This window comes from Pseudomonas sp. P1.8 (assembly GCF_001269805.1).
Classification (GTDB): Bacteria; Pseudomonadota; Gammaproteobacteria; order Pseudomonadales; family Pseudomonadaceae; genus Aquipseudomonas.
Window position 1 is genome coordinate 72,617 of record NZ_LHVM01000007.1, and the last position, 25,864, is coordinate 98,480.

17 protein-coding genes and 1 pseudogene are annotated in these 25,864 nt (G+C 54.8%); 3 read left to right on the forward strand and 15 right to left on the reverse strand.

The window, feature by feature from the left end; genetic code table 11:
• Positions 1-17: 17 nt before the first annotated feature.
• The 11 genes from AD668_RS04175 to yaaA all read right to left on the reverse strand — a co-directional run bounded on the left by AD668_RS04175 (position 18) and on the right by yaaA (position 15,939).
• Positions 18-1,193: an alginate O-acetyltransferase gene (locus AD668_RS04175; RefSeq protein ID WP_053155013.1), complete on the reverse strand. Its 1,176-nt coding sequence runs from the start codon at positions 1,191-1,193 to the stop codon at positions 18-20.
• Positions 1,194-1,204: 11 nt separating this feature from the next.
• Complete coding sequence (locus AD668_RS04180; protein WP_053155014.1) at positions 1,205-2,770, reverse strand: MBOAT family protein; 1,566 nt, start codon at positions 2,768-2,770, stop codon at positions 1,205-1,207.
• Between the two features lie 204 nt (positions 2,771-2,974).
• Complete coding sequence (locus tag AD668_RS04185; RefSeq protein WP_053155015.1) at positions 2,975-4,096, reverse strand: mannuronate-specific alginate lyase; 1,122 nt, start codon at positions 4,094-4,096, stop codon at positions 2,975-2,977.
• Between the two features lie 8 nt (positions 4,097-4,104).
• On the reverse strand, positions 4,105-5,556 hold the full coding sequence (locus tag AD668_RS04190) for an alginate O-acetyltransferase (RefSeq protein WP_053155019.1): 1,452 nt from the start codon (positions 5,554-5,556) through the stop codon (positions 4,105-4,107).
• A gap of 10 nt (positions 5,557-5,566) precedes the next feature.
• Entirely contained in the window at positions 5,567-7,144 is a 1,578-nt protein-coding gene (algG, locus tag AD668_RS04195; protein ID WP_053155021.1) for a mannuronan 5-epimerase AlgG, read from the reverse strand.
• Positions 7,145-7,170: 26 nt separating this feature from the next.
• Positions 7,171-8,655: an alginate export family protein gene (locus AD668_RS04200; RefSeq protein WP_053155023.1), complete on the reverse strand. Its 1,485-nt coding sequence runs from the start codon at positions 8,653-8,655 to the stop codon at positions 7,171-7,173.
• The gene (algK, locus tag AD668_RS04205; protein ID WP_053156041.1) at positions 8,652-10,025 is read right to left on the reverse strand and encodes an alginate biosynthesis TPR repeat lipoprotein AlgK; all 1,374 of its coding nucleotides are present in this window, start codon (positions 10,023-10,025) and stop codon (positions 8,652-8,654) included. Before algK ends, AD668_RS04200 begins: the two co-directional genes overlap by 4 nt.
• Positions 10,026-10,172: 147 nt before the next feature.
• Positions 10,173-11,342, reverse strand: a complete 1,170-nt coding sequence (locus AD668_RS04210; RefSeq protein ID WP_053155025.1) for an alginate biosynthesis protein Alg44 — start codon at positions 11,340-11,342, stop codon at positions 10,173-10,175.
• Between the two features lie 36 nt (positions 11,343-11,378).
• Positions 11,379-12,860 (reverse strand): mannuronan synthase, encoded by a 1,482-nt coding sequence (gene alg8, locus AD668_RS04215; protein WP_371259753.1) that lies wholly within the window; start codon positions 12,858-12,860, stop codon positions 11,379-11,381.
• Between the two features lie 159 nt (positions 12,861-13,019).
• Positions 13,020-14,336, reverse strand: coding sequence for a nucleotide sugar dehydrogenase (locus tag AD668_RS04220; protein WP_053155030.1), 1,317 nt, complete (start codon positions 14,334-14,336; stop codon positions 13,020-13,022).
• Positions 14,337-15,159: 823 nt separating this feature from the next.
• A complete protein-coding gene (gene yaaA, locus AD668_RS04225; protein WP_053155032.1) occupies positions 15,160-15,939 on the reverse strand; it encodes a peroxide stress protein YaaA in 780 nt (259 codons plus the stop codon).
• 244 nt (positions 15,940-16,183) lie between these two features.
• Between yaaA and AD668_RS04230 the strand changes: the two genes are divergently transcribed.
• Positions 16,184-17,308, forward strand: a complete 1,125-nt coding sequence (locus AD668_RS04230; RefSeq protein ID WP_053155033.1) for a polysaccharide deacetylase family protein — start codon at positions 16,184-16,186, stop codon at positions 17,306-17,308.
• Between the two features lie 336 nt (positions 17,309-17,644).
• Positions 17,645-19,039 carry a PhoH family protein gene (locus AD668_RS04235; protein ID WP_053155035.1) on the forward strand — a complete coding sequence of 465 codons (1,395 nt, stop codon included), beginning with the start codon at positions 17,645-17,647 and terminating at the stop codon, positions 19,037-19,039.
• Between the two features lie 194 nt (positions 19,040-19,233).
• On the opposite strand, the gene AD668_RS28555 is transcribed toward AD668_RS04235, so the two are convergent.
• From AD668_RS28555 to AD668_RS28560, 4 genes are read right to left on the reverse strand one after another with little or no spacing between them, the layout of a single operon-like run.
• A complete protein-coding gene (locus AD668_RS28555; RefSeq protein ID WP_082344420.1) occupies positions 19,234-20,457 on the reverse strand; it encodes an MFS transporter in 1,224 nt (407 codons plus the stop codon).
• Positions 20,454-22,016, reverse strand: a complete 1,563-nt coding sequence (locus tag AD668_RS04240) for a carbamoyltransferase C-terminal domain-containing protein (RefSeq protein ID WP_053155037.1) — start codon at positions 22,014-22,016, stop codon at positions 20,454-20,456. The genes AD668_RS28555 and AD668_RS04240 overlap by 4 nt, the downstream gene beginning before the upstream one ends.
• Before the next feature lie 2 nt (positions 22,017-22,018).
• Positions 22,019-23,845 (reverse strand): methyltransferase domain-containing protein, encoded by a 1,827-nt coding sequence (locus AD668_RS04245; RefSeq protein ID WP_053155040.1) that lies wholly within the window; start codon positions 23,843-23,845, stop codon positions 22,019-22,021.
• Positions 23,846-23,868: 23 nt separating this feature from the next.
• A complete protein-coding gene (locus AD668_RS28560) occupies positions 23,869-24,981 on the reverse strand; it encodes a SagB/ThcOx family dehydrogenase (protein WP_172681783.1) in 1,113 nt (370 codons plus the stop codon).
• 471 nt (positions 24,982-25,452) lie between these two features.
• Between AD668_RS28560 and AD668_RS04250 the strand changes: the two are divergent.
• Positions 25,453-25,704, forward strand: a pseudogene (locus tag AD668_RS04250) (PhoH family protein); the annotation flags it as partial.
• Between the last annotated feature and the right edge of the window lie 160 nt (positions 25,705-25,864).

Below are 25,864 nucleotides of genomic sequence, written 5' to 3' on the forward strand. Positions count from 1 at the left end.
GGTAGTACCTCTCTCTTTCAGTTTTGCGCCCGGTCGGGCGTCTCGGATTTAGTGTTGATGGCTACGTTTTGTTGGCGGGCGCCGGCTTGTTTAAGCTCTGCGACCCACTGCGGGTCGGCGTCGCCGATTTCGTTGTTCACAGGCAGATATCGTTCAGGGAACTCCCAGATCAGCACTTGGGGCGGGCTGTTCTTGAAAGCGTCGCTTTTGAGGTAGCTGAGCATCGGCAGAATCGGGCCGTGGCCGTCTTCGGCGTAATTGACCACGTCACTGTTGAGCGCTTGCTTGAGCGCACCGACGAAGTTCCAGTTCGGATTGGCGCTGTAGCTGGTGCCGATCAGGGCCACCGGCACTTCAGTGTTGGCGAACAGGGCGTCGTCGCCGGCGGGCTGATCTTGCGCCGCGACCGTATTGCGCTTCTGCAAGGGCTCTTGCTTGGGCATCAGGTTTTCGAACAGCGGGTCCAGTGGCAGGAACAGACGCAGGTCGCCCTTGTGCGTGATGGTTTCCGCAGGCTCGGTGACGAAGCGCTGCGGCTCGCCGCTCAGCGGGTACTTGTCGGCGATGGTCTTGGCCAAACGATTGGCGGCGATCTCGGCACCTTGTGGCGTCCAGTGCGTGTCGGTGCGCAGGAACACTTGCTGGCCGTTCTGCTTTGCCTGCATCAGCGGGCCGAGCAGGTCAGGTGCAGGAATCCGGTCAGCGGCCAGGCGCTGGTGGAAATCCTTGTACAGGTTGGCGTGGATGCTGGCCGGTTTCACCTCACCGAGGTGTTCCGGGTACAGGCGCACCTTGGCCGGCACCACCGCCATCACCAGTTGCACGCCTTTGGCTTTCAGCGTTTGGCGCACGCCTTCGACCAGCGCGTAGTTGCCTTGCAGGTTCAACTCTTCGTTGACGATCGGGTGGAATTCTTCATCGCTGTACAACCACTGATCGCGACCGAGCACCACGCCCGGACGACCTTCGTTGAACAGTTTGAAATCCAGTGCGGCCCAGAGGTTGGTGCCCAGGCGCTTGATCGGAAACTCGTCGTCGTAGTGGGTTTCCACAGCCTTGGTCCAGCGGCCGTTGAGCACCGTCGCATCGGCGTTGGTGCTGAAGCCCAGGAAGCTGCGAACCGACCACACGCCCAGGGCGAGCAGCGTCACCAGGAACAGGGCGATGTAGAAGATGCGTAATGAGCGGGTCATGGTCAGATCCCTCAGAACTGGAAGTAAAGGAACGGCGAGAAGCTTTGCGCCGAGAGTTTGAGAATCGAGGCGATGAACAGCAGCAACACCAGCGCACGCATGGCATAGCGCGACCAGTCAGCGGTCCAGTAGGCCGGTTGCACCTGGGCGTCGACGCCGACGGTGTAGCCAGGCTGGTGGATGCTCGCCGGGTTATCCCCAGGCGCGGCTTTGATCAGGCCTGGTTCGGTGGCGGCCGGGCCGTCGCTGTCGACGTTCACCGCAGGCTTGGTCTTGGCAGGCGGCTGATTGCTGTAGAAGTCACGGATGCCGAAGAACGCCAGGGTCACGTAAGCCACGATCAGTGTTGCCACTTGCAGGCCGGTGAGGCTGGCCTGATTGAGTTCCGACAGCGACCAGTCGCCGAAGCTGAACATCGCGCCGTACATGCGACCGGCAACGTGCAGGTTCTCGGCACGGAAAATCACCCAGCCCATCACCACCAGCAGGAAGGTCAGCGCCCAGCGGATCGGGTTGATGCTGCGCGGCGAGGTGTTCAGGCCAAGGGCTTTTTCAATCGCCAGCCACATGCCGTGCCATGCACCCCAGACGATGTAGGTGATGTTCGCGCCGTGCCACAGACCACCGAGCAGCATGGTCAGGAACAGGTTGCGATAGGTCATCAGCGTGCCTTTGCGATTGCCGCCGAGGGTGATGTACAGATAGTCACGCAACCAGGTCGACAGGCTGATGTGCCAGCGGCGCCAGAACTCGGTGATCGACTGGCTGATGTACGGCTGCTTGAAGTTTTCCATGAAGCGGAAACCCATCATCAAGCCCAGGCCGATGGCCATGTCGCTGTAGCCGGAGAAGTCGAAATACAACTGCGCGGTGTAGGCCAGGGCGCCGAGCCAGGCATCGCCCGTGGTCGGGTTTTGCAGGGCAAAGCAATGGTCGGCCACCACCGCGAGGGTGTCGGCGATGAAGACCTTCTTGATGAAACCCTGCATGAACCGCGTGCAGCCCTCGGAGAATTTGTCGAGGGTGTGGGTGCGGTTGTTGAACTGATCGGCCAGGTCGCGGAAACGCAGCACGGGGCCGGCGATCAGGTGCGGGAAGATCGCCACGAATGCGGCGAAGTCGATCAGGTTACGGGTCGCCGGGGTGTCACCACGGTAGACGTCGATGATGTAGCTGATGGACTCGAAAATGTAGAACGAGATCCCGATCGGCAACAGCACGTGGGTCAGGATGAACGGCTCAAGGCCCACCGACGTCATCATCGCGTTGATGCTGTCGACGCCGAAGTTGGCGTACTTGAAGTAGCCGAGGATGCACAGGTCGACGACCACGCCGAGCAGCAGCCAGCGCTGCGCCGGTTTGGTCCTGACGCCTGCGGCACCGACTTTCAGGCCGATCCAGTAGTTCCACAGCGTGACGGCCGCGAACAGTGCCAAAAAGTCCACACGCCACCAGGCGTAGAACATGTAGCTGGCAATCAGCAGCAGCAAATTGCGATAGCGTTGCCCGCTCAGGTAGTACAAGCCGAGAAAGATCGGCAAGAACAGAAACAGGAACACGTTGGATGAAAATACCATCCCGATCTCTCCATGTTTAACCAACAGTCAAGGGCCAACGGCCCCCCCAAACCCCCCACAGAAATCCGGGGGGATGTATTGCATTCAAGCCACCGCGATCCCTTGTAGGAGCCGGCTTGCTGGCGAAGGCGGCAGATCAGTCGACATCGATGGTGAATGTCATACCGCCATCGCCAGCAAGCCGGCTCCTACAAAGGATTTGCGTTAAGAACCCTTGCCCTTTTCATTGGCCGGGTCGTAGACCTTGGTCAGGTCGCCGCCCAGGCGAAAGGTCTTGAACGGTTGCATGTCATGCTTCTTCTCCAGCACATCCGGCGCGCAGGTGTAGAGCGAGCAGAACGGTTCGAGCCAGGCGAATTTCGAGTCGACCTTCAGGTCGGTCATGTCCTGTTCCTTGCCGTTTTTTTCTTCGAACTCATCCGGGTCTTTCACCCCGGCGAGCACGCGATCACCCAGGCGTTTCAACGCGCCGTTGTTTTCCTGACGCAAGTCCACACCGTTGACCTGAGCGAAACTGGCGATCATCGCCAGCGGCGGCAGGGCGTAGTTGTGGTACGCCAGCGCCCGTTGCTGACGCTTGAGTTCGTTGGGCAGGTAACCGTCGGCGTCGACCTGGTTAGCGCCGACCTTGAATTCCTTCACGGCCCAGTCGAACAGGTCGCGGCGGTTGGTGGCGACGGACGTGGCCATCACCGACCAGGCGGCCCAGTACGAGTGGTTGTTGGTCTTGTCCAGCGGCAGGTTGTCCCAGTCGCTGACCACCTGATCGGCCATCTTGCTGAACCAGGCTTCGATCAGCTGCGACTCTTGCTGATGGTTGGCCAGCGGATGGGAGTCGGAAAACTTCAGGCGAATGTATGAAGACGCCATACTGCCCAACGCCCATTTGCGCATCGACTTGCCGGTGTGGTTGAAGTCCTTGGACATCAACGCATCGGCCTTGGCCCACGCGGTGAGCCAGTTCAACGTGCACTCCAACTGTTCCGGGCGACCGTCACGCATGAATTGCATCACGCGCTTGCTGGTGCCACGTTCCATTTTGGTGATGTCGGCGGTGCTGTCGCGGAAGGCTTTTTCAGACTGTACGTTCAGGGTCGAACGGGCTTTGTCCGAGCCTTCGTACTTGCTGCGAAATTGCAGCGAGCCGGTGTAGGGCGTCGGCAGCGCATCGCAGCCTTCGCTCTTGTCGCCGGTTTTGACTTTCTCGATCGGCGCAAAATAGCCCTGTGGCGGACGCAATGGCGCCGCGGCCTGAGTCGCGCCCGCGAACATCGCCAGGCTCAACAGCGTCGGTGCCAACAGTTTTGCAAGTTTCGGATTTCGCATAGCAGACCTCATTGCCCGGCCGAAGCGGTACGTTGCTCAGCGCTCGGGAATACGTTGCGTTTGCAGATTTTCGCTTCGACTTTCTGTGGCGCGGCGCCCGCTTGTTCCGGGCCCTGGACTTCGACGGCCAGCAGGTTCTGCGAGGCCCAGTCTTCGTCCGTGCGCAACTCGAAGGCGAAACGTCCGTCAGTGTCGGAGGTTTCCGGTTTGTCGATCTTGATGTCCTCGTGGCGACCGTTCATGTACCAGAGGGTGGCTTGCAGGGTTTTCACCGAGGTGTCGGCGAAGCGGATGTCGACCTGGTGACTGCTGTTGCGCAGGTCGAGGTTTTTGCTGTTGACCATCAATTCGTTCTTGCCCGGCTTGAGCGTGGCGCTGCCGGACATCTGTGCATCCTTGCCTTCGCAGCCGTTGTCCAGCAGCGCCATCATCTGGCGGTAGATGGTTTCCTGGTCGAGGCGATAGAGCGGCGAGAATTCCCAGATGAGAATTTTCGGCGGGTTCTTCTGGAATTCGTCGCTGCCCAGGTACTGCAGCATCGAACCTTCCAGGCCACCGCCGGGGAACGCCACGTTGAGAATGTCAGCGCCGATGGCCTCTTCGAGGAAACCGGCGAAGTTGTAATTCTTGCCACTGTGACTGGTGCCGACCAGGGTGATCTGCGGGTTGCCGGAATCGCCGAACAGATCGCCATCGCCCGCTTCGCCCTTGGGCTCGGTGGTGAACTGATCCATGTACTGGATCGCGTAGCTGGTGCCACAGAGTTGACCGGCCATGTTGTGCAATGTTCCGGTCTTGCCCATGCGACCCGACTTTTTGGTCTCGAATTCGCGCTTGGGAATGTCGGCGAATTCAGGCAGCTGCTTGACCTTCTCGGCGACGATTTTCGCCGTGCGTTGGGCGCCATAAGGGGTCCAGTGCTGGTCGCCACGGAAGTAGAAATCGTGGGCGGGCAGGGTGTCGGGCAACGACTCGTTGGTCAGCGGCGACAGGTCTGGCACGACGTAACCCATGGCCGCGAAACGACCGAGCATGGACTTGTAGTTCCTCAACGCCTTGTCGAAATCGAAGCTGGCTTTCTCGGCCGGGTTGAGCTTGTTGCGGTTCACCAGGCCACGGGTCGGCTGGTACACGACAACCAGTTCCACGCCTTTGCTCTTGAACGCATCGTGCAGTTGCTTCATGCGTTTGTAGCCGGCCGGGGTGGTGTCGAATTCGGTGCGCAAGTCTTCTTGCGTACGGAACAGCCAGTCGCCCTGGGCCTGTACCAGCGTGGTGAAGTTCTGCTGATAACGCGTGGTGTAGTTCTTCGCGTCGTGGGCGGCGGGGCACAGGCTGCAGCACGGTTCTGCGCTGAACTTGGGCGCTTGCACCTCATCGGCACGCACGCCGCCGCTGGCCGCGAGAATGCCGGCGGTCAGGGCCGACAGGCTGAGTAATTTGATTAAGTGTGGGTGCATAAAATTATCCTCAGTCCTGCATTTCGGTCTGGCGTTCGACAGGGTCGATCAGCACGGCTTTCTGCTGGCGCACCAGCAAATCGAGAATTTCATCCTGGCGCTCGCCGAGAATCCCCGAGAAGCTGATGCCGCTGGATTTGGTCGGGGCGAGCATGGACACGCGATACAACTCGACGCTCAGTGGCGAGTCGATGGACAGCGGGCCACTGCCGTTGGCCGCCAGCTCACCGCCCACGACGATCAGCGATACCTGCGCATCGAACGGGTCGAGCTTGATGTCACGGTCGGTGTTGCTCAGGTCTTTGATGTGGCCGTACACGCCGGTCAGGCCGTTGGCCATCGCAACGTTTTCGTACAGGCGAATGTTCACACTGTTACGAATGCGGATGCCGTGGCGGCGGTTGCTCACGACTTTGTTGCCCCACAGCAAATTGTCGGCACTCTCGTAGAGGGTGATGCCGTCGGTGTGGTTCTGGTAGATCTCGTTGTGGGCGATCAGGTTGTTGACGCTGTTCCGGTCGATCACCAGACCCGACAACTTGTTGTCGTAGCTGCGGTTGTTGAAGATGAAGCTGTCGTTGACCTCACGGGAAATAATGATCCCGTGCTTCTTTTTGGTCCCGTACACCGTATTGTCGGCAATGATCAGACCGTGGGAACGGTCGTGCGGGTCGATGCCGTAGACGATGTTGTCTTTGTAGGTGTTGCCCTTGACCACGAAGTTGCTGGTTTCGTAGCAGTAGAAGCCGTACCACATGTCCGAGAACTCGGAACCGACGATCCAGCCGGTCGGTTCAGGGCGCTTGAGCACCTTGGCCATGTTCGGCGTGTATTGGGAAATACTCACGCCGTACGACTTACTGTTGGCGTAACCGAAACTGGCCATCTTGCTGTTGGCGATATAGGTCTCGGTGCCACCCCAGGCCAGCAGGAACGGACGGAATTCCTTGGGCGATTTGAATGTCGCCGGGCCGTTGTCCTTTTCGCGCCAGCCAGTGATTTTGGTATCACGCACGAACAGCTGGCCGTCGTTGACCAGGAACGAACCGGCCTCTTGCGACAGGCGCAACTCCTGGGTCTGCTTATCGATTTCGAGAATGCCGTGACGGCCGACCACGATCGGCAGTTTGGCGAGGAACACACCCGGCGAGGTTTCGCTGAAGTACTGCTTGGGCAGTTTCTTCGCCAGGTCCTTGAGGTTCATGTAGCCGTCGTCGACAAAGATCGCCTGGGGGATGCCGTGCTGACGCACCACCCACTCGGCCATCTTGTTGTCGCCGCCGATGAAGTCCTTCAGGGCGTCTTCCTGCATCATCCGGCGCACGCTGATTTTGCCTGCCTTGCTGCGCACGATTTTCGCGGCGATGGCCTCAGCGGTGTAGCCGGACACGTCCGGCAATTTCGGCGTGGCCAGTTCCAGCGGTGCGGTCGGTGCGCTGCTGACGGTGTAGGTCTTGGCCTGTTGCAGTTCCTTGGCCACGGTCGCCGGCTTTGCAACTGGCTCCACATTGGCGAAGGCAGTCGCACTGGCCAGCAGCATCGCGCCGGCCAGCAGGCTGATCGAGCCCTTTATGGCTTGATGATTCATCTGGGAGACTCCCTTCGCAATGTGCATCAGAAGCGCCAGATCACGTCGATGAACGCGCGGTGCATGTACGAATCGACTTCCTTGCCATACGCATCACCCGGCTTGAACACGCCGCCACGCAAGCGCACCAGCGCCGAAGGTTCGTCGATCGCCTGACTCATAGACGCAGGCAGCAGGCCCTGCTTGAAGTACTTGGTCACTACCAGGTCCATCTCCTGACCGAGGTCTTTCTCGCCGTCGTTCAGCGGCAGGGAGGTGCTGGAGAGGATCGCGCCGGTCACGTCGTCAGTGTTGTTCTGCACCGCGTCGATGCCGTTGCTGCCGACCGGCTTATTGCCGTCGACGCGCCAGAATTTGTGGTAGATCAGGCTGGCGTCGTATTCGTCGTTGAGCATCCAGGAACCGAACAGCGTGGCCGATTGCAGGTTGTTCATTTCGCCACGGAAGGCTTCGCCGAAACGGTGCACACGCGAACGTGTACCGGTGTAGTTCGAGCGGTTACTTTCCAGACCGTTCTGTTCATAGTCTTCGCTGGCGCGGGCATAGGCTGCGCCCACTTGCCATTGCGGATCGAGGCGCAAGCGCACACCCAGGTCAGTGGCCCAGCCGTCGACATCGCCACTGCGTTTGGCTTGTGCGGGAGCGCTGCCATCGGCGTTCAGCGGGTTGACCGTGTCGCGGTCACCGCTCATGCCGGTGATGCTGCCCCAGTAGTTGACGGTGTTGGTATTGCGCCAGTTATAAGCGTCGCTGTCGGCGGTGAGACCGAGCCAGCTGATGTCGCCGTTCTGCTTCTTGTCCAGCGAATCGCCCGGCACACCCGGTTGTGCGTAGTCGAGTTTGCCGTCGTCGTGGGTGTGGTGGCCGCGAATGCCGACCCAGTTGCCCGGTGTCCACTGGTATGCCGCATCGGCGTAGGCGTGCAGGCGATCCTTGTCTTGCGGCGCCAGCTCTTTCAGGTCGGTGCGGTACTCGCTGAAGCGTTCGGCGATACCGACGTTGGCGCGCAGCAGAGTGGTGTCGAAGGTCCAGTTCAGGGCTTCGATGTTGGTGTCGCGCCACTGGCCGTCGTCGTTGCGCAGGCGCTGGCGACCGAACTTCAGGATCTCGCCCGGGTAAGGCGTGAAGCCGCTGTAGCCGACCCAGAACTCGCGCATGGCCAGGTAGTTTTTCTTGGTTTCGCGATCACCGTTGTCGGTGTTCTCGGCGCCATCGGATTGTTGCAGGGTGTCGGTCTCGATGATGTCGGTGGACGTCACCGCCTGACCCATGGCGTAGGCGCTCCACGCGCCGCTTTCGCCATAAACCCAAGGACGCAGGTCGAGGCCGAGGCCGTTGACGTCGCCGCCGCCCTGAGTGCCGAGGTCACGGTCGTCTTCGGACTGGCCGGTGATTTTCACGTCCAGGCCATAGTTCTTGGTTTCTTCGGTCATCGCAGCGAGCGTCGGGCAAGACCAGATCAGCGCGAACGTCAGGCCGATACCGGCCTTCATGAATGGATTCAATTTCATAGGGATTCCTCGCCATCTTCTTCTTGCAGGGCGTGCAGTGGCAGCGTGTTCTGGCTCAAGTTGCCGCGAACGGACTGTTCCTGTTTCAACAGGCGTTGGGCCTCGGCCAATTGCGCAGGTGGCAGTTGGGCTTCGAGGGTTTGCGCAAGCTCGGTGGCTTGCGGGGTGTTCTGGGCCTTGGCCAGTTGGCTGAAGACGTATGCGTTGAGCGGGTCAGGCTTGGTGCCTTTGCCTTGGGAGAACAGTTGGGCGATGGCGAAGTCGGCGCTGTTCTGGCCGTTGCGCGCAGCGGTCAGCAGATGGTCGAGCGCTTTCTGCGGATAGACCTTGCCCAGGTAACCACGACGATAGATCTGACCGAGGTAGTAATCGGCGGCGACTTCGCGGCCAACGGCTTTCTGGAAATGCTCCTCGGCAACCTTGGCGTCGGCCGGAACCATCTTGCCTTCGTAGTAGAGCTTGCCCAGCAACAGCTCGGCGCGCGGTTGATCGGCGGCGCGACCGTTGTCCAGGTACTTCATCATCTGATCGACGTCACCCAGTTCGGGGAAATCGTAGAGCAGTTGCGCGAGCGTGACCCACGATGCCGGGTAGCCTGGGGCGATCGGTTCGAGCAGCGATTGCGCGGTCTTTTCGTCGGGCGTGCCCAGGGTCGAATCCGCGAGCACACGGGCGACGCTGTCCACGCGTTGAGCGGATACAGTGCCGCGAGCATGACCGGCTTGCATCTGTTTGATCAGCTCGGCCTGTTGTTCAGGCTGGGCCTTTTTCTGATAGACCGTGGCCAGTTCGACGTAGCAGATGTCGGTGGTGTTGATCGCGGCCTTGCAGATCTTTTCCACGTCATCCAGGTGCTGGTCGTAGGTGCCTTGGGTGCGATACAGCAGCACTTGCGCAAGCCCGGCTTCCGGTTTGCCTTCGGCGCGCCATTGGCTGATCTGCTTCTGTGCATCGACGTTGGGGAAGCTGTGCGGGTATTGCAGGTACAGCATCGCCAACGGGATCAGCGTGTTGCCTTCGCCAGCGGCGGCGGCTTTTTTCAGCAGGGTTTCAGCTTCGTGCTGCTCGGCTTCGGTGGAGCCGGGCTTGGCCACCAGCAGGCGACCGAGGCGAGCCTGGGCACGCGGGGAGACGCTGGCGGCAGCGCGGTAAGTCGCCTCGGCCTGTTTCATCTGCGCCGGGTCGCGGCTGTCGACTTGAAGGTCGGCCAGGCCGACCTGGGCTTCGCTGTAGCCCAGGTCTGCCAGCTGCTGGTAGTTCGCCGCGGCAGTGGTGGTGTCACCGCGCTTGAGCGCTTCGTTGGCCAGGCGTTGGTCGGGCAGGCCGGCGCAACCGGCCAGACTCACAGCCAGCGCCAGCGAGCACACCATATGCCCCCTGTAGGAGCTGGCTTGCCAGCGATTCGCTTGACGCGGTTTTTCAGTTACACCGCAGTGATCCAATCGCTGGCAAGCCAGCTCCCACAGGGAACTCGGTGCTTTCAGGAGGCTGATGATAGTCACAGGTATGTCCTCGACTTAAAGACCGGCAGCCATGGCTTTGTCGATCAGCCAGTTCAGGTTCGGGCCACGGTCGCTGTTCACTTCCACCGGGCGACCGGCGAGGGTGCTGTCCAGGGCTTCGTCGGGCTGGATCAGTACGCGGATATCGGAAGACAGATCGGCGCTTTTCAGGCTGGTGCTGCTGACGATCTTGCCGGTGCGGGTCTTGTCTTCGCCGGCGATCTGGAAGCGCACGGCGGTGCCAGGCAGCACGTCACCGAACTGGCGATAGGAGAAGCGCGCTTCGACGTTGGCTTCGGTATTGCGCGGCACCAGCTGGAAGATCACGTCGCCCTTGCTGGCGTACTGACCGTTGGCGACCATTTGCTGGGCCACGGTGCAATCGCATGGCGAGGTCAGGGTGCCGGTCATTTGCTTGCCGAACAGCTCTTCAACTTTGGCCGGCGACAGTTGATCGTCTTCCAGGTGACCCTTGAGCACGTCGAGCATGCTGGTGCTGAACGTCGCCAGCGGTGCGCCTTTAGCGGCCACGCCGTCGCCTTTCACCAGGCTCTGCACGGTGCCGTCACGGGGCATGGTGATGTTCACGCCCGGCACGCTGACCAGGCCGGCCTGGGCGTGGCTGACGAAGTACATGCCATACACCGATTTGAAAATGAACCCGAACGCTGCCAGTCCCACGACGAAAACGCCGAGGCTGAAAGTCACGGCTTTCATGCGGCCCAGCGCGCTCATGCCGTGGCCGCCGTCTTTGTTCTTGCGCGCCTTGGTGAAGTTGTCGCGCTGCAAGGTTGCCAACATTTCACCGATGCTGACGAGATCGCCGGCCAGGTGCGAGGTGATCAGGTGGCGCAGGGTCGAGATGTCTTGTGGTTCCAGGTTCTGGAACTGGCAACCGGCGCGGCCGGTCTGGCGATCAAACGAGCGGACCTGCAGTTCGACGTCCATGGCCAGGCCAAGGTTGTCGATCACGAATTGCAGGCGAGCCTTGTACACATCACCCACTTTGAGCGGCAACTGACCGGCGCTGAACGCCAGGCCGCCGGCGGACAGGTCGATGACCCGGGCTTCGACCGGCGTGCGGTCGGGGCCGAAGAAACGCAGCTTGGCCGGGATTTTTACGCGGGCGTGTTGGCGCTGGGCTTCGGATTCGTGCACTACGTTGCTGTTGACGGCGGTATTCATATGGGCGATTTCCTGGTTAATTCAAAAAAGGGGCGGTCAGACCATCAGCAGCAGCACGGCGACAAAAATGCTGCCGGCGGAGAAGGTCATGGTCCGAGACGACCAGGTGTTGAACCAACGTTGAAAGCTGGCAAGATCACGGGTCAGGGAAGTGGGTTGGCGAGTCCAGGACTGTTGGTCGAGGCGGAAGAACACGTAGATCTTCACCAGCGCGCCGACGATCTGGTTGTAATAGAGAATCGCCGGGTAGGCCGGGCCGATCCGGTGACCGGAGCACGACAGCAGCAGGGTCAGGATCAGGCGGGTGATGCCGATCCACAGCAGGTACACCAGGATGAACGCAGTGCCGTACTTGAAGCTGGCGATGATCGCGACGGTCAGGCCCAGCAGCGAGGTCCACATCGACACGCGCTGATCGAACAGCACCACCGAGGTGAAGGCACCTAGGCGTTTGACGCCCAGGCCCAAGGCCCGGGAGTTCTGCCGCAGATTGTTGCCGTACCAGCGGAACATCAGCTTGCGACTGGCCTTGATGAAGCTCTTTTCCGGGGGATGCTCGACGGTGTTGATCGCGGCGTCTGGCACGTAGAAGGTGTCATAGCCCAGGCGCATCAGGCTGAACCAGCTCGACTTGTCGTCGCCGGTCAGGAACTTGAAACGACCCAGGCGCCAGTGTTGCAGCGAGTCGCTTTCCACGTCGGCGATGAATTCCGGGTTGGTGACCACGGTGGCACGGAACACCGACATGCGACCGGTCATGGTCAGCACGCGCTTGGACAAAGCCATCGAGCACATGTTGATGTGGCGCTGGGCGAAACGCAGCTTGTGCCATTCGCTCATGATGTAGCCGCCGCGCACTTCGCAAAACTCGTTGGTGGTCAGGCCGCCGACATTGCCGAACAGTTGGAACCACGGCACGGTCTTGCGTACCACACCTTCGCCGAGCACGGTGTCGCCATCGATCACGGCGACCACGGCGCGGTCATCCGGCAGGTGACGGGAGATGGCGCGGAAGCCGTAGGCCAGGCCATCGCGTTTGCCGGTGCCGGGAATGCGCACGAAATCGAGCTTCACATGCGGTGGCGGGTTCATCCGCTTCCACAGGCTTTTCACCAACAGCTCATCGGACATTTCTACGATGGAGCAGACCATGGTGGTCGGCAGGCCGCAGTCGATGGCTTCGCGGATCACCGAGCTGTAGACCTGTGCGGTGGTCAGGGCGTCGATACGGAAACTGGTGACCATCAGGAATACGTGGGACGGGTCCGCCGCCTTACCCAGCTTGCGCACTTTGCGGCGCAGGTACGGGTAGACGATGTATAAAAAAATCATGCCGCGCACAAAGTGTGTAGCACCCATCGAGTAGCGCCAGATACCGACGATACCGATCAGGAAAATAAAGTCCTTCGACTCGGAGTCGAACGTGGACACAGGCAACGCCACGGCGATGCCCATCAGTAAACTTAGATAAAACAGCCAACCGGCGGCCTGAATTAGGCCGTGCTTTAGCCTGTGCATAATCTGCATCCGTCTCGATCTCGGGCGAGGCCCGAATGGGTTAAGGCAGGCGTAGAAAGCAGCCCGTAGGAGCTGCCGCAGGCTGCGATCTGTTGATCTTTTGGCGTCGGTGAAGACGCCAAAAGATCGCAGGCTTCGCCAGCTCCTACGGAACCGTGGTTACCAGCAGATACCTTCGGTCCGGCCAGTCACGCTGGTGGCCTTGGACATGAAACCGACCAGGTCGATCACTTGCTTGCCGTGCGGAACGTTCTGCGCCAGGGCGCGGAATTTCTCGTCACGGTTGCCAAGGATGATCACGTCGGAGTTGTTGATCACCGCGTCGAAATCGGAATTGAGCAAGGACGAGACGTGCGGGATCTTCGACTCGATGTAGTCCTTGTTCGCACCGTGAACACGGGCGTATTCGACGTTGCTGTCGTAGATGCTCAGGTCGTAGCCCTTGCCGATCAGCATTTCCGCCAGGTCCACCAGCGGGCTTTCGCGCAGGTCGTCGGTGCCGGCCTTGAAGCTCAAGCCCAACAGAGCGACTTTGCGTTTGTCGTGGCTGGAAACGATGTCAAAGGCGTTCTGTACCTGGGATTCGTTACTGCGCATCAGCGAATTGAGCAGCGGCGCTTCAACGTCCAGGGAACCGGCGCGGTAGGTCAGGGCGCGCACGTCTTTGGGCAGGCACGAACCGCCGAAGGCGAAGCCTGGGCGCATGTAGTACTGGGACAGGTTGAGGGTCTTGTCCTGGCAGACCACGTCCATCACTTCCCGACCGTCAACGCCGACGGCCTTGGCGATGTTGCCGATCTCGTTGGCGAAGGTCACCTTGGTGGCGTGCCAGACGTTGCAGGTGTACTTGATCATCTCGGCAACGGCGATGTCCTTGCGAATGATCGGCGCGTCGAGTTCCTCGTACAGCGATTGCAGAACGTCACCCGAGGCCTTGTCGAACTCGCCGATGACAGTCATTGGCGGCTGGTCGTAGTCGGCGATGGCGGTGCTTTCACGCAGGAACTCAGGGTTCACGGCGACGCCGAAATCAACGCCGGCCTTCTTGCCGGAGCAGTCTTCGAGAATCGGGATGACCACATTGGCCACGGTGCCCGGCAGCACGGTGCTGCGCACGACGATGGTATGGCGGGTGGTCTTGTCACGCAGGACAAAACCGATTTCGCGGCACACGGCCTCGATGTAGTTCAGTTCCAGATCGCCGTTCTTCTTGCTCGGCGTGCCGACGCAGATCATCGACAGGTCGGTGTCGCGAATCGCCTCGGCGAAGTTGGTGGTGCCACGCAGACGACCGGTCTGGATACCTTGTGCCAGAAGTTCGCCCAGGCCCGGTTCAACAATCGGCGAACGGCCTGCATTGATCATATCGATCTTGTCTTTGGCAACATCGACGCCGACAACGTCATGGCCCCGTGCAGACAGGCAACCGGCGCAGACTGCGCCAACGTAACCCAAACCAAATATGCTGATGCGCATCGCAATTACCTCTCTGTTATCAAGACTGTGTTCAACAAGCCATTAGATGGCCGGAGTTAATGGTGTTCAGCGTTCATAGTGCACTCGCAAGTGCGCCGTTCAGGCGCAACAATGCCGTGTGCGGGCATATAAGTTACGAGTGTCTAAATAAGTGCACTCAAGGTGTGCGTAACAAGGCCTTATTGTTATGACTTGCCCTGTTATGCAGCCGTTCGTCCTTTTTAAAGGTGTCGGTGCACAAGTCGTGCGCGCTTGATGTCAGGCCGAGAGCCCGTAGATCAAGCGGTTGGGTACTCTGGCGAGCACGTTTATAGGGGCGCGGCCATGGCCGTGTAGGGGATATTCAAGTCGCGTATCTCCTCTCAATCCTGTGTTGCCCAAATCAGGGATTAATCAGCGAAAGTTGGTAGTGCAACTTCGCTACATGAATCACTTCTCTGCGTAAGTTATCTCGTACAGAAACGGCGATAATCGTTACCGGTGGTATGAGCGGTGCATTTGGACATAGTTCCAGTCCATCCATCGCGAAAGCTGAAATTTCTTGAAATATTGAGAAAGATGGCACTGCTCTCATATTGATAGCACTTGCCGTTTCGCCCTTTATATATAGGCGGATAATTGGCGAGGATAGTTTTTTGCCATCACTGTTAAAAAAAGTCAGTGCCACTACGGAAAAAAAAGCTTGAAGTCGAGTGAAACTAAAGTCAGAAAACTGATCGATGGTTTTTTGGCGTCAAGTCTTTGTCGACTCGAGGGGGGGATTGTCGGACAATCAATAGGGCTGCACGAGGGTTTTCAAGCCCTCGTGCGACAGGCTTTAGCATTACTCCGGCGCGTGATCGCGCAGGAACACAAAGCTGTCGGGTTTGGACTGTTCAGCGCTGTAGCGATAGCCCTGCACATCGAATTGTTTGAGGGCCGCCGGGTCGTTGATGCGTTCCTCGATGACGAAACGACTCATCAGGCCTCGAGCCTTTTTCGCGTAGAAACTGATGATCTTGTACTGACCGTTTTTCAGGTCCTTGAACTCGGTGTTGATGATGCGTGCGTTGAGGGCGCTGCGTTTGACCGCCGAAAAATATTCGTTGGAGGCCAGGTTAAGCAGTACGTCGTCACCTTGATCGGCGAGGGCTTCATTCAACCATTCGCTGATACGCGTGCCCCAGAACGCATACAGGTCCTTGCCGCGGGCGTTGGCCAGTTTGGTGCCCATTTCCAGTCGATAAGGCTGCATCAGGTCCAGTGGGCGCAGCAAACCGTACAGACCTGAGAGCATGCGCAAATGCTTTTGGGCGTAGTCGAAATCGGCTTCGCCGAGGGTTTGCGCATTCATGCCGGTGTACACGTCGCCCTTGAAGGCCAGCAGTGCCTGCTTGGCGTTTTCCGGGGTGAAGGCCGGCGTCCAGCTGCCGAAGCGCGCGGCATTGAGGCCACCGATCTTGTCGGAGACGTGCATCAGCTCGCTGATCTGCGCCGGGGTCAACTCGCGCAATTGCAGGATCAGTTCCTGGGAATGGTCGAGGTATTGCGGCTGGGTGAAGCGCTGCGTGGCCGGCGGTGTTTCATAGTCGAGGGTCTTGGCGGGTGAAATCACCATCAGCATGAAGTCGTCTCCTTTAATCGTGGCGGCGATTCTAGGGGGTTGTCGGCGTTGACTCCAGCTATGAGCGTGATAGGTGATCGGTGGTGTCATGGGACAAAATCGCAGCCTCGCTTTGCTCGACAGCTCCTACAGGACCGAGTTGGCTCAAAATTGGAACGCGGATCGCGTAGGAGCTGCCGTAGGCTGCGATCTTTTGAGCTTCCCGCGATATAGTGCCGCGCGTGTTTTGTTATGGAGACTTCCTTTGCGCATCGCTTTATTACTCTATGCCTGGCTGTTGAGTTTCGGCGCCCTGGCGGCTTCGGGCGATGTGGCGACGCTTGATCGCAGCACCTGGCCGGAGAAGCTCACCAATCCGACGTTGTTCGACGTGGCATCACGGGCTGAAATCCTCATGTTCGCTCGCGTATTGCTGTCCAGCGAGTCTCTGGATGAGCCAACGTTGGCCTGGCAGCTGGGCTTGCGCACCCTCAACATGGAATCGGTCACCCGGGTTCGCCAGCACCTGTGGCAGCGCTTGCTGAGTAGCTATAACTTCGCCCAGCAAAGCTGCGATCAGGACGCCTCGTTCTGTTTCCTGGTCGAGGATATGCCCACCTTGCGCGAGCAAGCGGCCAAATTTCAGCTCAGCGAAGACAGCTACTACATCAAATGGGCCGAGCCGAGCCGACAGTTCCATACCCGATACCTGGACGAGCAACTGCGCAAGGCGGCGCTGTTTCCACAGACCAGTAGCGAAGTCGATCGTTTTGGCGACTTTGAGCGCAACGGCGACGCGATGCACGACCGGCTGTTTTTACTGACGCTCGACAGTGCCGCCAACGCTGCGCCGGACAACACCGTCTGGGTTGCCGAGTACCTGCGCAAGTCGAACATGAGCGGGACATTTTTTGTCCTCGGCAAGGATGTTCAGGCGCGTTTGAATGAGGGGCCGGTGGCCAGCCTGCAATCCACTTACTCAAAGCAGTGCGTCGGCGTGCAGGGTTGGGAGTTTCGCTCCCACAGCCATTGGCAGGACTGGCAGGACTCGGTCCGGCGCAGCGCTGACCTGGCAAAAAGCAAACTGCCGGAGAACTTCGTGCCGCTGTTTCGCCCGCCCGATGGCCAGCGCCGTTCTGACGCCGAAGGTTTTTTCAACGACCAGGGCTTGCAGGTGGCGCTGTGGGACATCGACGCCCAGGACGGTGCCGGCAAGCTCAAGGGTGATCAGAGCGCGCAACGGGTGCTGACCCTGATGCTGTTGTGGCGTCACGGTGTGATCAATTTCAATGTGAAGCAGGATGGGGTGAGAACAGCGCTGCCCTGGCTGGTCACGCAAACGGCGCCTGTCGGGATCGGTTGGGAGGATTGTCAGGACGGGTTTCGCTGAATTCGACGAAAGCCCGGAAACATTGGGGCAGAGGCGATTTTGGGCGGGAATTCGTTGCAGGTTGATCTCCGACTGTAAACGGGTGATGGCAGTCCGCCAAGTGCTATTGGTCATTCTGAAAAATAAACTTCAAAAAAACGTCAAAGTACTTTTTTCTGTCACACGTTTTGGAGTATTACGAAGACAGACCGCCGAAACCTGCAACACAGGTGGCGTCTTCCAAGACCCCGCATGTAGGCAGAACACTTGAGTCCCCGCAGGTGTATTCGGCAGTCACTTCAAGGCGCAGCACCGTCAAGGTATTGCGTCGAATGGCTCCCACAAAGGTGACCGAGTATGGATGATCACGGACGTAGCTCTTCTTCCAACCAGCCAATCCTTTATGTACTCGATACCAACGTATTGATTCACGATCCAAACGCGCTGCTTAACTTCGAAGAACACCACGTCGCCATCCCGATGACCGTGCTGGAAGAGCTGGACAAGCTCAAGAGCGGGCATCACAGCGTTGCCGCCGAATGCCGCCAGGCCATTCGCCTGATCGACAAGACCCTGGGCGATGCCTCTCCCGAGGACGTCGAGCAAGGTGTGCCGATCCAGCGTGGCAAGAGCGGACCCAAGGGTTTGCTGTCAATTCTGATGAGCAAGCATGCCGAGCCGAACCTGATTCTGCCCGAGCACCTGAACGACAACAAAATCATCAACCAACTGATCGATCTGCACGCACGCGATCCGAAGAAGCCCGTGGTGCTGGTTACCAAAGACATCAACATGCGCCTCAAGGCCCGCGCCTGCGGGATCGCGGCCGAGGATTACAGCACCGACCAACTGGTCGACGACGTTTCGCTGCTGCCTAACGGTTACCACAACATGACCGGCTCCTTTTGGGACCGTGTGAGCAAGGTCGAAACCCGTCAGGACCACGGCCGCACCTGGCATCAGGTGCAGTTGATCGACAATCTGCCGGCGGTGCACATCAACGAGTTCATCATCGACGAGCAGGGGTTTGTCGGCTGGATCAAGGAGATCGAAGAAGACAAGCTGCTGATCCTGGACCTGCACCAGGAGCCGCTGTTGCATCAGGAAGCCTGGGGCCTGAAACCGCGTGACATCTATCAGAGTCTGGCGCTGTACGCCTTGCTCGATCCGGACATTCACCTGGTCAACCTCTCCGGTGCCGCCGGTTCCGGTAAAACCATCCTGGCGCTGGCCGCAGCCATCGAACAGACCATGGTCAGCAAACGTTATCGCCGCATTATCGCCACCCGTAGCGTGCAGGGCCTGGACCAGGAGATCGGTTTCCTGCCCGGCACCGAAGCAGAAAAAATGGAGCCCTGGCTCGGCGCCATCACCGACAACCTCGAAGCCTTGCACATGGATGACGAAAGCACCCATGGCAGCGTCGACTACATCCTCAGCAAAGTGCCCTTGCAGTTCAAATCCCTCAACTACATTCGAGGTCGTAGCTTCCAGCAGAGCCTGATTTTGATCGACGAATGCCAAAACCTCACGCCGCACCAGATGAAAACCATCATCACCCGTGCCGGCGCCGGTTCCAAAGTGGTGTGCCTGGGTAACCTCGCACAGATCGACACCCCTTACCTGTCCGCGACCAGCTCCGGGCTGACCTACCTGACTGAACGCTTCAAGGACTTCCCGAACGGGGTGCACATCACCCTGCAAGGGGTGCCACGTTCGATCCTGGCCGAATACGCCGAAACGCATCTGTAACTGCATCACCAAAACCGGGCGGCCTCAAAGCTGCCCGGTTTTTATCTACCGCATTTATCTAGTCTTAAACTTGATTGTGCGCCTAACGTCCTTCAGGCATTCCTTGTCTATCTTTTCCTAGATGAAATTTACACATCTCCATATTTCCTTAGCCAAGGCAGTAGGATTTAGAGCGAGTTATTTCGGGAGCTATTCTATTCGTTGGAGATGCGAACTGACTCTGAAGAAAAAACATCGCGGTACTTTATATGTAATAGCGCGCCGAAAAATACTGCGCTAGCCCCAGAGACAACAAGTACGCCTCCAATTGAAACGAATGTTGACAGCCATGCTCCAAAAATTGGCCCGCTAATCATAAATGTCAACATTAAACTGCGGGTGGTTGCTGATACTGTTCCTAAATTAGATAAAGGGCAGTATTTTTGAAGGGTTACGCCAAACCCTAAAGATGTCAGGCCATATGCGTAACCTGCAATGGAGAACAGTAGTATGAGTATTGCTAGTGTTGCCAGATTACCTGGTTTAGTTAATAATCCTGCCATTGCTACCATTATGCCGAATGCAAATAGGGAGAGCGTCGAGCAGAGAAAGATTTTTTGGGGGTAAACTAATTTGAAGCTCAGGCCCGCAATAATTCCACCTAGTGCGGTAGAGCTAACGATGACTCCAAATGCGTATGCATCAAGCCCTATGTTTTTTATATGTAGACTGAGTAGCGAATCATAGCATCCCAGTACGGCAGTTTGGATCAAAGCACAGATAAAAAATAGTTGTGTGGATGGGCCGGTTCTTAATAATATTTTCAGGGCTTCTAAACTACCAAAGGATCGTTTCTCAGATTCGTGTATCTTCTTCTGCCGGTTACTCATAGAAAGCAAAATCACACAGAATATCCCTAGCAGTGAAAAAAGTGCAGAAATCAAAAAGCCGTATGCCTTGTCTGACATGCTTGCAACAACACCCGCTGTTAAAGGTGAACAGACCTTAATAAATTGATCCATTACCGTGATCAGTGAAATATTACTGACCAGATCTTTATTTGTAAGCAGCTTTCTCGTCAAGATTATTTCTGCCGCACCAGAGCCAAGGTTCGACATTCCCTTCAGGCAGACTAATGTTAAGAAAATAGATTCAGAGTTTGCTCCAAATAAAAGGCAGGCAATGATAAATTTAAAGGTGAAGCTTATTAATAAAAATTTCACTGGGCTACTATGGTCTGCTAATGCACCGATTATTGGTCCAAAAAAAAGTGTTGGTAATCCATACAGTGCCGCTGCATATCCTAAAGTTTGTGGCGAGGCCTCATATGCAAATGTAAGTACAGTAAAAATTAAAATGAAGTCTACCCAGAGTGTTACAGAACTACTAAGTCGTACTCCACATAAATAGCCGTACCCGTTCACCTGGGGGAAGCTCACTGCTCCGTCCCCTTGGTGTGATACATTACGTTATCTACAACAAATGTGGATATGTTATTGGTCGAGCAAAATAACTCAAGATCTGAAAGTGTGTTTATAAATCCTTTGCCTTTGAAATTTAATGAGGTGTTACAAAGGACGCTGACCCCTGACTGTTTTTTAAACTCTAACAATAGCTCATACATTTTAATGTTGTCTTGGAGGCTGACAGTTTGAACTCTTGCTGTTCCATCAATGTGAGTGATTGCTTTGAGTCGTTTGTCAATTACATGATGAAACGACAGCATGAATTTACTTTGAGTACAGTTCTCGAAGTAAAGCTTAGCATCCTCCTCTATGCAGATAGGAGCTACTGGACGATAGTGCTCTCTTTTTTTTATGGAGTTTAGTTTTTCGGTGGTGTTCACAGAAAATGGTGCCGCTATTATTGATCGATTACCCAGGGCCCTAGGTCCTATTTCACAATTTCCCTGAACCCAACAAATAATCTCTCCAGCAAGAAGCGCTTTGCACACGCGCTCAAGCGCTAATGGATTTGACGAAAATGAGGATTTCTTTGCGTGGTTGAAAATAAAAGGTTGTCCTGAATAAACGGACCATTCAAGTTTGGTTTTGCCAGTTAATAAATTTTGCGCAATGGCAGACGCTCCGATACCGACACCGGTATCATTTGTGCAAGGTGGAACAAAAACTCCGTTGAACAATTCGGAGGTTTCCCATTTCTTGTTCCATTCACAGTTCAAGCCACAGCCGCCTGCTATTAAAAGTGGAAGCTTCTCGGTAATGCTTGCACTGATAAAGTCATAGAACTCGTTAAAGAGTTTATCTGATAGCTTTCTTGCCAAGTCGCAGAATTTCGTTGTGGTTACACCTATGTTGTAATAGCCGCTATCCTTTAGGTCGAGTTTGTTGAGCGTGTCGATTGCTGAGTCGCAGTTTATTATGTAGTCAATAACCTTTGACTCGAATGCGTCTGGCTCACCATTTTTTCCAAATGCAGCCAATGCCATCATTTTTCCCGCGTCACCAAGCCTGCAATAACCTTTTTTTAGATTGAAAGTTGGATCCGCCAAGCCATAGGCAAATGCATAGCGAAGACCTGGTCCTTGCATAATATTGCCTATTGTTTGAATCGTCATATCTGGGTTTATTTTATAAAAGTTTCCTATAAAACCTTCCCAAAGTAATACATAGCAAGATGTTTTGTCCGCGTAGGGGGATAGTGCGTAAGAGGCGAGTATGTGGGATATTTCATGGCTACAGCAAATCCACGCTATATTTTTCCCACCAAAATTGCAGGTTGTTTGTTCGATATTAAGACCAAGATAACCGCCTTCAGTTGGACGGTTTCTGGGGTCTATACCTTCAGCCCATCCGCTTACAGCGATAGCGTCCAGATTTTCTATGTTTTGAACGGCGTGAATTATTGCTGAACTCAGGGAAAGAGGGGCGTATCTATTGCCGCCATTCTTTTCCGATTCATAACTGAAAACTAATTTTCCATTTTCAATTAGACATACGTGGCCGTCATGACCAGTATTAATGCCTAGTATTTTCATCGTTATTTCCTTATGGGTTTTAACCAAAATAGGTACATTTCGCTGAAAAAATTTGGGTTAAGGTTTTCGAACAGCTCCCAGTCGTTAAAGAGAGAATCTATGTTTGAATGTTCGTTGAATCTTCTAAATGCAGGAGATTTTCTTTGTTCTCTATTTTCAAAACCTGCAAACTCACAATTTAATGTTCGTATAAGTGAGTGAATGTCTCGGATTGAGAACGCTTTTTCTAGAGGGTTGAAAAGTAAATCCATACACCCACTTCTACTGAAGAAGTCGTGTGAGTTAACTATTTCCTTTGTCCTTTTGTATTCGTAATTTTGAATTGCCAGGTTTCGTATTCTTTCTAAATTGCTTGGAATGTAGGGGATTTCGTTTTCAGACGCCAGGTTAGCCAAGTCTGCTATAGGAGTTCTAGCGTGTGCGCTATACAGTCCTATTTTTGCAATACCACCGTCTTCGAGGGCGGAAAGGATCGCTTGGCATCCTTTCAAGGGATCTTGTAAGTGATGCAAAACCCCAATGCACTCTATAAGGCTAAATCTCAGATTTAAAGAGAGTATGTTGTTTAAGTCGCCGCGGATGAATTCTAGATTTGGAGTTTTGTATTCGTCTCTCTTGTTTGTGGCATATTGTAAGCTTGCTTGACTAACATCTAGTCCTATGATTTTTGCGTGCGGGTAAGTTAAGGCAAGTTGAATTGCGTGCCGTCCTGTTCCACATCCTGCGACTAATATATTGTCGTTTGGGGGGGCTTGATTTGAGTTTAGCTTCTTGAAAAGTTTATCAAGCGTCGATTCGGAATGTTTGGGTTTGGATGTCCATGTTGGGTACGGATTTGATTCATAAAAATCCTGGATAAGCGTTTTGCTTTTCAATCGGGCGGGCGGTGTGATTTCTTTTTTTTGTTTTTTGGGGATCTGGCCGTCTAATTGGGATGGGTTTTTTAATGACTTTATGATTTCCCCTTCTGAGTAAGACTCCAATATTAATCGAACGTCACTTTTTATTGTTGATGGCTCTTTTAGATTTTTTGATTTTAATTTTTCAACGTTTGACAGTTCATTTTTATCAGTAAAGTAAATGAAGCCATTTAGCTTGCATTGCTTTTTTAAGGCGGTAAGGAACGCTTGGTGTGTTTTGTTGTAGTTGTTGCTGAGTATAGATGCTATAAATTTCTGTCTTGTCGTTATAATGGCTTCCTCTATAATGTGGTTAGAGATTAGGCTGTTGCTCAGAAGGCTTAGTGCAATCTGATCTGATTCGATAATATCCAGCACAAGTGCGGGGTAGTCTTCATTTATATGTGTAGTCTTTGCAGGTTTGAGTGCCAACTGTGAAAAATACACTCTGGCTAGTGCATCATTATCTATTCCTACGGAATTAAAAAGTACCGCTAGGCTGGCGAATGTTGCGGCATCAAATGAGGTAAGGTGGATCGACTGAAGTAGATCAATATAGTTAAAAGCAATGGTGCTTTTTGTGAAGCCTTCTATTTTTGTGGCTGATTGGTATGTCCAGAGTGCTGCATTGATTTTCCCATTTTTTTCTTGAACTGATGCTAGGTTTTGATGAAATTTAAGTTTGTCCGCTGCTGAAGGTTCTGGGAGGTCGCAAGCAAGCTTGTAAAGGTACTCTGCTTTCTTTTTGTCGCCCAGTTCCTCGGATAAAGCTGCCAAATTATTCAACGCTTTTACGTTGTTTGAATTGTTTTTTATACTCAGTTCGTATAGCCGTTCCGCTTCTTGAAGGTCGTTGTTCTTGAAGCTGGAATCTGCCATTCTTCTGGTTATTTCGGAGTATTCTTCTTTTTTCAATGTGTCATCGTGCATATGAGCACCTAATAATAATTTGTTTATGTTGTTGCCTTCAACAGTTTTACGACCCCAGGACTGAGAGGATCTTGCAAGCCATATCCTCCTGCTAAAACAAACAATGAATGCTCTTTGAATCCATCGATCTTTATAAGTTTATTTAGTAAGTCATCTATAAAGTATCCGGTTAACCAAGTGTTAAGATTATGAGCAGTGGCTACAAGGTTAAATGTCTGAGACAAATGTCCAACATCCATTAAAGCTGATCGGTAGGCGCGTGAGTGTGGATATTTCCACCAAAGTTTATCAAAGCGCGAACTCATTACTATCAGGAAGCCTGCATCTACAGCGAAGCTTTGATGGCATAAAATTTGTGATAAGTCAGCATTTATTCCACTATCCAATTTTGTTAATGCATGTTGGTGGGATCTATAGTGATAGATGCCTTGCTCCAGGTTGCTAATGTTTAAAGCAACCAAGTAGGCCTCGGTCGCTTGTAAACATCCTGCACTCGGTGAAGATCTACGATAACCAACGGTCAAAATGCCGCGCTCTGCGAGATTTTTTTTATGCGAGTCGCCGTGGACTTTACCGAATGTAGTGAACAATATGTTAGATACAATTTCCAGTGGGACGGGGCCCCCATTGAAATTTCGACTAGTAATCCTTTCCCATAACGCTTTTTTCAAACTATAAGCGTCAATCGCGTTGCTGTTCCAAGTGGGGAGTTTTACTAATTCTCCTTCTCGCTCAATGTCGAGGTTTGGAGCGCTTTCGGCGATGCTTTCGCAAAAGGTCACATAGCCTGTCTCTTTATTTTCTTCTGTGCTTGCTGAGTCGCTCGGAAAGTTGTGCTTGCTTCCAAGGTGAAATATTTTTGAAACAAGGTCCCAACCCCAAGGGCCATTTGTTTTTTGTATTTTTTGATACTGCTCAGCTTTTTTGCCAATTAGTAATATTCCTGCTTCAATCAGTATTCCATCCTCGGGCTTTGATGTATATGGCATACCACTTGATTCGTTTAGCTCGAAAATTCTGTCAAGATAACGTCGATCGAATATTTCGTACTGTTCACCTGTTTCCAAATTCCATAAGCCGAATATTCCTTCGTTTAAAGTGATTGTCAGGTTTTCATTAACTTTAAACTCACTCATTTTCGCATCCTCCGCGAAAGTTATGCCGAGAGAGTGTGGTGGCTCCCTCGGCATTGGCCGAAATTAATTGACCAGTTTTGATTCCGGTTTCGCAGGTGTAATTAGGATGTTGTAAGCATTATTGGAAAGAGCGGTTAGTTGAGCTTGCAGGTTTGCTTTGCGCATAATAAGAATCTCTTAGTTTGTTTGGGGTAAAGTCATTTGACTTCATTTACGAAGCTATTCGCCTTGTAATTGGTAGTCAATAACTCGACTTGTAGGATGGTTCGTGTTTAATGGGTTGATAGGTCTTACGTTAAAGTCCTACTTGTTGCTGTTTTCTTAAGATAATCAGATTATTGCGGGTATACACTTCAACCCCCAATTTCTCCGATGCAATCTGAGAAGGCCTTAATCAGTAGTATTTAGTTACGTATTAGCCTCTTCGGAGACTTCAGCCAATACCTGGCAGATATCGGCCGCGAAGAGGAGAAGATCCTGATCGATGAATGCCAGAACCTCACCCCGCACCAGATGAAAACCATCATCACCCGTGCCGGCGCCGGTTCCAAAGTGGTGTGCCTGGGTAACCTCGCACAGATCGACACCCCTTACCTGTCCGCGACCAGCTCCGGGCTGACCTACCTGACTGAACGCTTCAAGGACTTCCCGAACGGGGTGCACATCACCCTGCAAGGGGTGCCACGTTCGATCCTGGCCGAATACGCCGAAACGCATCTGTAACTGCATCACCAAAACCGGGCGGCCCTCGCGGGCCGCCCGTTTTTTTTGCCGTACGCAAAACCCTGTAGGAGCTGGCTTGCCAGCGATGGGGCCATGAGCCTTGCGGTAAACTCGAGTCCGCCATCGCCGGCAAGCCAGCTCCTACAGGTTGTGGTACGTC

What these genes read in the sequence shown, in the direction of transcription:
- AD668_RS04245 (WP_053155040.1), bottom strand. Translation starts at nt 23,845, where the DNA reads ATGCACGATGACACATTGAAAAAAGAAGAATACTCCGAAATAACCAGA.
- AD668_RS04180 (WP_053155014.1), bottom strand. Translation starts at nt 2,770, where the DNA reads ATGGTATTTTCATCCAACGTGTTCCTGTTTCTGTTCTTGCCGATCTTT.
- AD668_RS04185 (WP_053155015.1), bottom strand. Translation starts at nt 4,096, where the DNA reads ATGCGAAATCCGAAACTTGCAAAACTGTTGGCACCGACGCTGTTGAGC.
- AD668_RS04235 (WP_053155035.1), top strand. Translation starts at nt 17,645, where the DNA reads ATGGATGATCACGGACGTAGCTCTTCTTCCAACCAGCCAATCCTTTAT.
- algK (WP_053156041.1), bottom strand. Translation starts at nt 10,025, where the DNA reads ATGGTGTGCTCGCTGGCGCTGGCTGTGAGTCTGGCCGGTTGCGCCGGC.
- yaaA (WP_053155032.1), bottom strand. Translation starts at nt 15,939, where the DNA reads ATGCTGATGGTGATTTCACCCGCCAAGACCCTCGACTATGAAACACCG.
- AD668_RS04200 (WP_053155023.1), bottom strand. Translation starts at nt 8,655, where the DNA reads ATGAAATTGAATCCATTCATGAAGGCCGGTATCGGCCTGACGTTCGCG.
- AD668_RS04240 (WP_053155037.1), bottom strand. Translation starts at nt 22,016, where the DNA reads ATGAAAATACTAGGCATTAATACTGGTCATGACGGCCACGTATGTCTA.
- AD668_RS04190 (WP_053155019.1), bottom strand. Translation starts at nt 5,556, where the DNA reads ATGCACCCACACTTAATCAAATTACTCAGCCTGTCGGCCCTGACCGCC.
- AD668_RS04220 (WP_053155030.1), bottom strand. Translation starts at nt 14,336, where the DNA reads ATGCGCATCAGCATATTTGGTTTGGGTTACGTTGGCGCAGTCTGCGCC.
- AD668_RS28560 (WP_172681783.1), bottom strand. Translation starts at nt 24,981, where the DNA reads ATGAGTGAGTTTAAAGTTAATGAAAACCTGACAATCACTTTAAACGAA.
- algG (WP_053155021.1), bottom strand. Translation starts at nt 7,144, where the DNA reads ATGAATCATCAAGCCATAAAGGGCTCGATCAGCCTGCTGGCCGGCGCG.
- AD668_RS04175 (WP_053155013.1), bottom strand. Translation starts at nt 1,193, where the DNA reads ATGACCCGCTCATTACGCATCTTCTACATCGCCCTGTTCCTGGTGACG.
- AD668_RS04210 (WP_053155025.1), bottom strand. Translation starts at nt 11,342, where the DNA reads ATGAATACCGCCGTCAACAGCAACGTAGTGCACGAATCCGAAGCCCAG.
- alg8 (WP_371259753.1), bottom strand. Translation starts at nt 12,860, where the DNA reads ATGCACAGGCTAAAGCACGGCCTAATTCAGGCCGCCGGTTGGCTGTTT.